A 7,703-nucleotide genomic window follows, 5' to 3' on the forward strand; every position below is an offset into this window, starting at 1 on the left:
TTCCGGCGCGGTCGTCCGGCCTGGCGCCGGTGGCCGCGCGGATGCCCGGTTCGCCCGCGCCGAGGTCGGCGAGTTCGGCGAGTTCGGCGAACAGCGCGGCGGCCGCGTCGGGCTCGCGCGACACGGCGCGCAGCACGTCGAGGCACATCACGTTGCCCGAGCCTTCCCAGATCGAGTTGACGGGCGCCTCGCGGAACAGCCGCGCGATCGGGCCGTCGTCGACATAACCGTTGCCGCCGAACACTTCCATCACCTCGCCGGTCAGCTCGACCGCGCGCTTGCACACCCAGAATTTCGCGGCAGGCGTGACGATGCGTTTCCACGCGCGTTCGAGCGGCGAGTCGTCGCGCTCGAATGCGTCGGCGAGACGCATCGAGAGGGACAGCGCCGCTTCGCTTTCGAGCGCGAGATCGGCGAGCACGGTGCGCATCAGCGGCTGATCGGCGAGCGCGCGGCCGAACGCATGGCGCTGGCGCGTGTACGCGATCGCCTGCACGACGCCCTGGCGCAGCATCGCCGCGCTGCCGAGCACGCAGTTCAGCCGCGTGTAGGTGGCCATCTCGATGATGGTCGGAATGCCGCGGCCTTCGTCGCCGAGCATGATGCCCCACGCGTCGTTCAGCTCGATCTCGCTGCTCGAGTTGCTGCGGTTGCCGACCTTGTCCTTCAGCCGCTGGATCTCGACGGCGTTCTTCGTGCCGTCCGGCCGCCAGCGTGGCACGTAGAAACACGACGGGCTGCCGCCTTCGGTGTGCGCGACGACGAGGTGCGCGTCGCACATCGGCGCGGAGAAAAACCACTTGTGGCCGCGCAGCCGGTATTCGCCGCCGCGTCCGCCCGCGCCGACGGCGGTCGCGAGCGTCGTGTTCGCGCGCACGTCGGAGCCGCCCTGTTTTTCGGTCATGCCCATGCCGAACCAGATCGAGCGCTTGTCGGCGACCGGCACGTCGCGCGGATCGTAGTCGTCGCTGTAGAGCTTGTCGCGCAGCAGCGCCCACAGCGCGGGTTCCTTCTGCAGCACGGGAATCGCGGCCTGCGTCATCGTCGCCGGGCACAGCGTGCCGGCCTCGATCTGGCCATGCAGGTAGAAGCCGGCCGCAGTCGCGGCCCAGCGGCCGCGGCGCGACTCGCGGAACGCGAGCGACACGAAGCCTTCGTGACGGTACTGGCCGAGCAGCGCATGCCACGCCGGGTGGAAGTCGACGCGGTCGATGCGCCGGCCGCGCCGGTCGAAGATGTTCAGTTCCGGCGTGTGGCGGTTCGCTGCGTCTGCGAGTTGCGCGGTGTCGGCGCTGCCGAGCCGTGCGCCGTATGCGTCGAGCTGCGGCACGGCCCAGTCGGCGCCCGCGCGGGTGAGCGCGTCGCGCAGCGCGATGTCCGTCGCGAAGAGGTTATAGTCGACCAGTTCGTCGAACTGGTTCGTGACGGCGTGAGTCGATTCGGTCATCGAGGTTGTCTCCGGTCTCATGCTTCGCGGGCGGCCGGCGCCATGCCGCACGCATGGCGCTTCGGCGCCGGTTCGGGCCCCCGGTAAAACGCATTCCCTGCTGATTTCCAGAGTAGCAAATATGCCGCCGCGACATGTTCAGGTTCCGGCGCCGCCCGGCCAGCCGGCGGCGCAACCCGCACCCGCATTGCGCCGCCGGCCGCGCCAGTCGCGCGCGCAGGCGAGCTCCGACGCGCTGCAGCAGGCGTTCGTTCAGCTTTTGCTCGAACGCGGCTATGCGAAAGCGACGATCCGGGAGATCGCGGCGGTTGCGGGCGTCAGCATCGGCACTTTCTACGAGTATTTCGGCGACAAGCAGAGCCTCGCGGCGCTCTGCATCCACCGGCACGTGCTGGCGTTGGCCGACCGGCTGCGCGATGTCGTGGCGCGGCTGCGCGGCGCGGCGCGGGCCGAACTCGCCGCTGCGCTCGTCGACCTGCAGGTCGACGCGATCGGCGCCGATGCGGCGCTGTGGGGTGCGCTCTTCGCGCTGGAGCGGCAGGTGTCGCCGCTCGCTGCGTACCGCCGGCATTACGACGCATATGTCGCGCTGTGGCGCGACGCGCTCGCGCATGCGGCCGATCCACCGCCGGCCGCACGGCTCGACGGGCTCTCGCGAATGGCGCACACGATCTGCTACGGCGGTCTCTCGCAGGCGTTGCTGACGCTCGGGCCCGCGTTCGACATCGCCGCGCTGCGCGACGAACTGCGGGCGGTGCTGCTCGCCTATCTGGCGGCGGCCGGCCGGTAACCCCCTTAGGGAAATGCCTGATTCGCATGTCACCCCGGCAGGCTAGCCTTGCCGCTGCGCACCTCTCTCCACGCGCCATGAGAAAAATGCATGGCCGCCATGACGAACTTTCGATTGTCCGCCGATATTGGCTCGGGCTAAATCTTGCGGAAGATACAGGCCACGCGCGTCGCGCGGGGCCGCCCGAAGGACATCAGAAGGAGGAGTCATGCGAAGCGCCACCGCGCCCCGTTCGAAACTGCCCGACGTCGGGACGACGATCTTCACGGTGATCGGCCAACTGGCTGCTCGGTACGATGCGTTGAACCTGTCGCAGGGGGCACCGAATTTCGCACCCGATCCGGCGCTTGTCGAAGGCGTCGCGCGCGCGATGCGCGACGGGCACAACCAGTACGCGCCGATGGCCGGCGTCATGGCGCTGCGCGAGCGGCTCGCCGAAAAGACCGAGGCGCTGTACGGCGCGAGCTACGACCCGGCCACCGAGATCACGGTGATCGCGAGCGCGAGCGAAGGGCTCTACGCGGCGATCAGCGCGCTCGTGCATCCGGGCGACGAGGTGATCTACTTCGAGCCGTCGTTCGACAGCTATGCGCCGATCGTGCGGCTGCAAGGCGCGACGCCCGTGGCGATCAAGCTGTCGCCCGAGCATTTCCGCGTGAACTGGGACGAGGTGGCCGCGGCGATCAACCCGCGTACGCGGATGATCATCGTGAACACGCCGCACAACCCGACCGCGACCGTGTTCTCGGCCGACGATCTCGCGCGGCTTGCGCAGCTCACGCGCGATACCGGCCTCGTGATCCTGTCCGACGAAGTCTACGAACACGTCGTGTTCGACGGCGCGCAACACCAGAGCATGGCGCGCCATCGCGAGCTGGCCGAGCGCAGCGTGATCGTGTCGTCGTTCGGCAAGTCGTTCCACGTGACGGGCTGGCGGGTCGGCTATTGCCTCGCGCCGGCCGAGCTGATGGACGAGATCCGCAAGGTGCACCAGTTCATGGTGTTCGCGGCCGACACGCCGATGCAGGTCGCGTTCGCGGAGATCCTCGCGCGGCCGGACAGCTATCTCGGCCTGTCGGCGTTCTACCAGGCCAAGCGCGACCTGCTCGTGCGCGAGCTGGCCGATTCGCGTTTCGAGTTGCTGCCGAGCGAAGGCTCGTTCTTCCTGCTCGCGCGCTTCCGGCACTTCTCGGACGAGAGCGACAGCGATTTCGTGCTGCGCCTGATCCGCGACGCGCGCGTCGCGACGATTCCGCTGTCGGCGTTCTATACCGACGGTACCGACGCCGGCGTGATCCGGCTCAGTTTTTCGAAGGACGACGCGACGCTGGTCGAAGGCGCGCGGCGGCTGCGTTCACTGTAAGTCCCGTAGTACGGAAACCGGCGACGGGCATCCGGCGACGGGAAGCGTCGCATCGACCAGACACAGGAGATCACGATGAAGCACACGGCCACCCTGAAACTCGCATTCGCACTCGCGTGCGCAATCGGCTCGGGCGCTGCGCTCGCCGAAGCGCAGACGCTGCGCTTCGGCCTCGAAGCGCAATACCCGCCGTTCGAATCGAAAGCGCCGAACGGCGACCTGCAGGGCTTCGACATCGACGTCGGCAATGCCGTCTGCCAGACGGCGAAGCTGTCGTGCAAATGGGTCGAGACGTCGTTCGACGGCCTGATTCCCGCGCTGCAGGGCCGCAAGTTCGACGCGATCAACTCGGCAATGAACGCGACCGAGCAGCGACGCCAGGCGATCGACTTCACGACGATCATCTATCGCGTGCCGACCCAGCTGATCGCGCGCACCGGCAGCGGCCTGCTGCCGACGCCGGAATCGCTGAAGGGCAAGCGCGTCGGCGTGCTGCAGGCATCGATCCAGGAAACCTTCGCGAAGGCGCACTGGGAGCCGGCCGGCGTCGCGATCGTCCCGTACCAGGATCAGAACCAGGCGTACGCGGATCTCGTGTCGGGCCGTCTCGATGCGACGCTCGTGCTCGCACCGTCCGGCCAGCGCGGCTTCCTGTCGCGTCCGGACGGCAAGGGCTTCTCGTTCGTCGGCCAGCCCGTGCACGACGACAGGATCCTCGGCAGCGGCATCGCCTTCGGGCTGCGTAAAGGCGACAGCGCGCTGAAGGCGAAACTCGATGCGGCGATCGACAAGCTGAAGGCGGATGGCACGGTGAAGTCGCTCGGCCTGAAGTATTTCGGCGATATCGACATCTCGACGAAGTAAGCGGGGCCGCGCGCGATGCAGAACCGGAACACGGCCGCCGCGGGTGGCGAACAGGACGGCGCGGCGTTGTCGGGTGATGCGCTTGAAGCCGGGCTCGTCGCCGAACTGGGCGATGGACTCGTCACGCGTGCAGCCGACATCGATCCGCGTTACTTCACCGCGTACAACGAGCCGGCCGGCGTGCGGCCGCGCGCGCTGGTGCGCCCGCGCAGTGTCGACGACGTGTCGCGCACGCTCGCACTGTGTGCGCGGCTCGGCCAGCCGGTCGTGCCGCAAGGCGGCCTGACGGGGCTCGCGCGTGGCGCAGTCGCGCTCGGCGGCGAGGTCGTGCTGTCGATGGAACGCTTCGCGGGCGTCGAAGCGCTCGACGCGGCGGCCGGCACGATGACCGTACGCGCCGGAACGCCGCTGCAGACGGTGCAGGAAGCCGCGGAAGCGGCGGGTTTCACGTTCGGCGTCGATCTCGGTGCGCGCGGCTCATGCCAGATCGGCGGCATGCTCGCGACCAATGCGGGCGGCACGCGCGCGATCCGCTACGGGATGATGCGCGAGCAGGTGCTCGGGCTCGAGGCCGTGCTCGCGGACGGCACGGTCGTGTCGTCGATGAGCCGGATGCTGAAGAACAACGCGGGCTACGACCTGAAGCAGCTGTTCATCGGCAGCGAGGGGACGCTCGGCGTCGTCACGCGCGCGGTGCTGCGGCTGCATCCGTTGCTCGCGGCGCCGGCCACCGCGCTTTGCCGCGTGCGCGACTACGACGCGGTGGTCGAGTTGTGGAACCGCGTGCGCATGCTCCCGGAGGTCGTCAGCTTCGAGGCGATGTGGCCGGCGTTCTACGACTACGTCGCGCGTCATACGCCCGGCGTCTCGGCGCCGTTCATCGGCGACGATGGCTTCGCGGTCCTGATCGAATGCGCGACGAGCGCACCGGGCGGCGACGCGCACCAGGCGCTGGAAGCCGGTCTCGCGGCGGCGCTCGACGCAGGGCTCGTGGAGGACGCGGTGCTCGCGACGTCGGAGCGGCAGGCGCGCGACCTGTGGACGTTGCGCGAAGGCCTCGCGATCGATGCGCTGCCGCATCTCGTCAACTTCGACGTGAGCCTGCCGACCGGCGAGCTCGGCGCGTTCGCCGAGCGCTGCGAGGTGGCGTTGCGGGCATGCTGGCCGGACGTCACGTGCCTGTTCTTCGGGCATGTCGGTGACGGCAACGTGCACATCGGCGTATCGCTGGCCGGGATGACCGGCGCGGACCTCGATGCGCTCGATCACTGCGTGTACGCGGTGGTGCGGGACATGGGCGGCTCGGTGTCGGCCGAGCACGGGATCGGCGTGCTCAAGCGTCCCTATCTCGCGCATACGCGCAGCGACGCGGAAATCGGCGTGATGCGACGCCTGAAGGCCGCGCTGGATCCGCTCGGCATCCTGAATCCCGGCAAGGTGCTTTGATCGGGGCGATGCACGTTGCCGGCGGGCGCCGGCCTGCGCGACGCGTCAGCCGTCCACCCAGCGCAGCGCACCGATCTTCAGGTGTTCGACGACACTGCGCGCCCATTCGAGCTCGGCATTGAGCAGCACGAGCGCGTGTTCGTTCTGCAACAGGAACAGGCGCGGCACCTGGTCGGCCTGCGCGGTGGCGCGCAGCGTTTCGAGGCGTTCGCGTTCGGCGTCGAGCCGGGTGATCCGAAGCTCGAGCTGGTGGCGTGCATCTTCGGCGTCGAGCAGCGGCAGGAAGGCCAGGCCGGCGCCGAACGCCGGGAATTCACGCGCGGGCTCTGCGAGCAGCGCATGCAGCCACGCCTGCCCGGCCGTGTGCCCGGCCTCGGTCAGCGCATACAGCGTGCGCTCCGGAAACGCGCCATCGCGCTCGGTGTCGTGCACGGCGATCAGCCCGTCGCGCAGCAGCCGGTCGATCGTCTGGTAGAGGCTCGTGCGCTGCCGCACGTTGACGACTTCGTCGTACCCGCGGGTCTTCAGTTGCTGCAGCATCCCGTACGGATGCATCGGCGTTTCGGTGAGCGTCGCGAGGACGGCCAGCGCGAGCGGGGACGGGCGGCTAGCGGACATGAATAGTTATTGAATATCTAGTAAGAATATAACTATTCTCAACCAGACTATCATATTTCACAAGGGTCTCAGCCGAGGTGCGATCGCTTCGCGGCCGGCGCGACGGTCTCCATCGTCGCCAGACCGTGCACGATGCCGCAATCTTCGACCGAATGCTCCCCGACACACTGGCGGCGCAATTCGGTGAGCTGGTCGCGCAGATGCGTGAGTTCCGCGAGGCGCGCGTCGACGTGCCCGATATGTTCGTCGAGCAGCGAATTGATCGAATCGCACGGATCGGCCGGCGTGTCGGTGAGCCGCAGCAGCGCGCGGATTTCGTCGTGGGCCATGTCGAGTGCGCGGCAATTGCGGATGAAGCGCAGCCGTTCGACGTGCACGTCGGTGTAGTTGCGATAGTTCGAGTCGGTGCGCTCCGCATCCGGCATCAGACCCTCTTTCTCGTAGAAACGGATCGTCTCGGGTGTGCAGCGGGCCGCTTTGGCCAGTTCGCCTATCTTCATACCTTTCTCCCGTGCAAGGGTTGACCTTGTAGTGGCTTCAGGGTGTTAACTCTACACCGTCAAGTCACAAAGGAGGTTGTCATGACCGACGCCAAGCGTACCCACGACCCACGACACCGTCATGCCGACGGCGCCGATGCGTGCTGCGCCGACCCGCGCGACACGCAGCTGGCGACCGTTGCCGATGCGGCGCCGGCGGCCGGCGAGCACGCGCACGGCAAGGCCGCGTCAGGCGGCCATGACCATGACCATGGCCACGATCACGACGACGCTGGCCACGATCACGACCCTGCACACGACGACACGCATGTGCATGGTGCGTCGTGTTCGCACGGGCATGCCGAGCATGGCGATGCTGGCCACGATCACGCCGCGCATGACCATGCCGGTCACGACCACGACCACGCGGCCGGCGATTGCTGCGCGCCTGCGGCGCTGACGCTCGCGCCGCTGCCGGTCGCGCAGGCGACCGCGTCGGGCCACGTGCGCTCTGCGTTCCGGATCATGCAGATGGACTGCCCGACCGAGGAAACGCTGATCCGCAAGAAGCTCGGCGGGATGAGCGAGGTGTCGGCGCTCGAATTCAACCTGATGCAGCGGATGCTGACCGTCGAGCACGTGCCGGGCGCGCAGCCGGCGATCGAAAGCGCGATCCGCACGCTCGGGATGACGCCC

General features: G+C 68.3%; 8 protein-coding genes. 5 read left to right on the forward strand and 3 right to left on the reverse strand.

All coding sequences use genetic code 11. From position 1 onward, the window contains the following. A partial coding sequence (locus G3N64_RS37460; RefSeq protein WP_205788640.1) for an acyl-CoA dehydrogenase family protein occupies positions 1 to 1,447 on the reverse strand: 1,447 nt, incomplete at its 3' end. A 121-nt stretch (positions 1,448 to 1,568) separates the two neighbouring features. On the opposite strand from G3N64_RS37460, the gene G3N64_RS37465 reads away from it, so the two are divergent. The 4 genes from G3N64_RS37465 to G3N64_RS37480 all read left to right on the forward strand — a co-directional run bounded on the left by G3N64_RS37465 (position 1,569) and on the right by G3N64_RS37480 (position 5,910). Then, the gene (locus G3N64_RS37465; RefSeq protein WP_205788641.1) at positions 1,569 to 2,237 is read left to right on the forward strand and encodes a TetR/AcrR family transcriptional regulator; all 669 of its coding nucleotides are present in this window, start codon (positions 1,569 to 1,571) and stop codon (positions 2,235 to 2,237) included. Between the two features lie 208 nt (positions 2,238 to 2,445). Continuing rightward, positions 2,446 to 3,600 (forward strand): pyridoxal phosphate-dependent aminotransferase, encoded by a 1,155-nt coding sequence (locus tag G3N64_RS37470; protein ID WP_205788642.1) that lies wholly within the window; start codon positions 2,446 to 2,448, stop codon positions 3,598 to 3,600. Between the two features lie 75 nt (positions 3,601 to 3,675). Continuing rightward, positions 3,676 to 4,464: an ABC transporter substrate-binding protein gene (locus G3N64_RS37475; protein WP_205788643.1), complete on the forward strand. Its 789-nt coding sequence runs from the start codon at positions 3,676 to 3,678 to the stop codon at positions 4,462 to 4,464. 15 nt (positions 4,465 to 4,479) lie between these two features. Next, a complete protein-coding gene (locus G3N64_RS37480; RefSeq protein WP_205788644.1) occupies positions 4,480 to 5,910 on the forward strand; it encodes an FAD-binding oxidoreductase in 1,431 nt (476 codons plus the stop codon). A 45-nt stretch (positions 5,911 to 5,955) separates the two neighbouring features. Here G3N64_RS37480 and G3N64_RS37485 read toward each other — a convergent pair whose 3' ends face one another. Together G3N64_RS37485 and cadR are read right to left on the reverse strand one after the other, a co-directional pair. Next, on the reverse strand, positions 5,956 to 6,528 hold the full coding sequence (locus tag G3N64_RS37485) for a PadR family transcriptional regulator (RefSeq protein ID WP_205788645.1): 573 nt from the start codon (positions 6,526 to 6,528) through the stop codon (positions 5,956 to 5,958). Positions 6,529 to 6,596: 68 nt separating this feature from the next. Next, on the reverse strand, positions 6,597 to 7,028 hold the full coding sequence (gene cadR, locus G3N64_RS37490) for a Cd(II)/Pb(II)-responsive transcriptional regulator (protein WP_174916768.1): 432 nt from the start codon (positions 7,026 to 7,028) through the stop codon (positions 6,597 to 6,599). A gap of 81 nt (positions 7,029 to 7,109) precedes the next feature. Between cadR and G3N64_RS37495 the strand changes: the two genes are divergently transcribed. After that, on the forward strand, positions 7,110 to 7,703 hold a 594-nt coding region (locus tag G3N64_RS37495; protein ID WP_205788646.1), incomplete at its 3' end, for a heavy metal-associated domain-containing protein.

It is taken from the genome of Burkholderia sp. Ac-20344 (assembly GCF_017104975.1).
Lineage (GTDB): Bacteria > Pseudomonadota > Gammaproteobacteria > Burkholderiales > Burkholderiaceae > Burkholderia.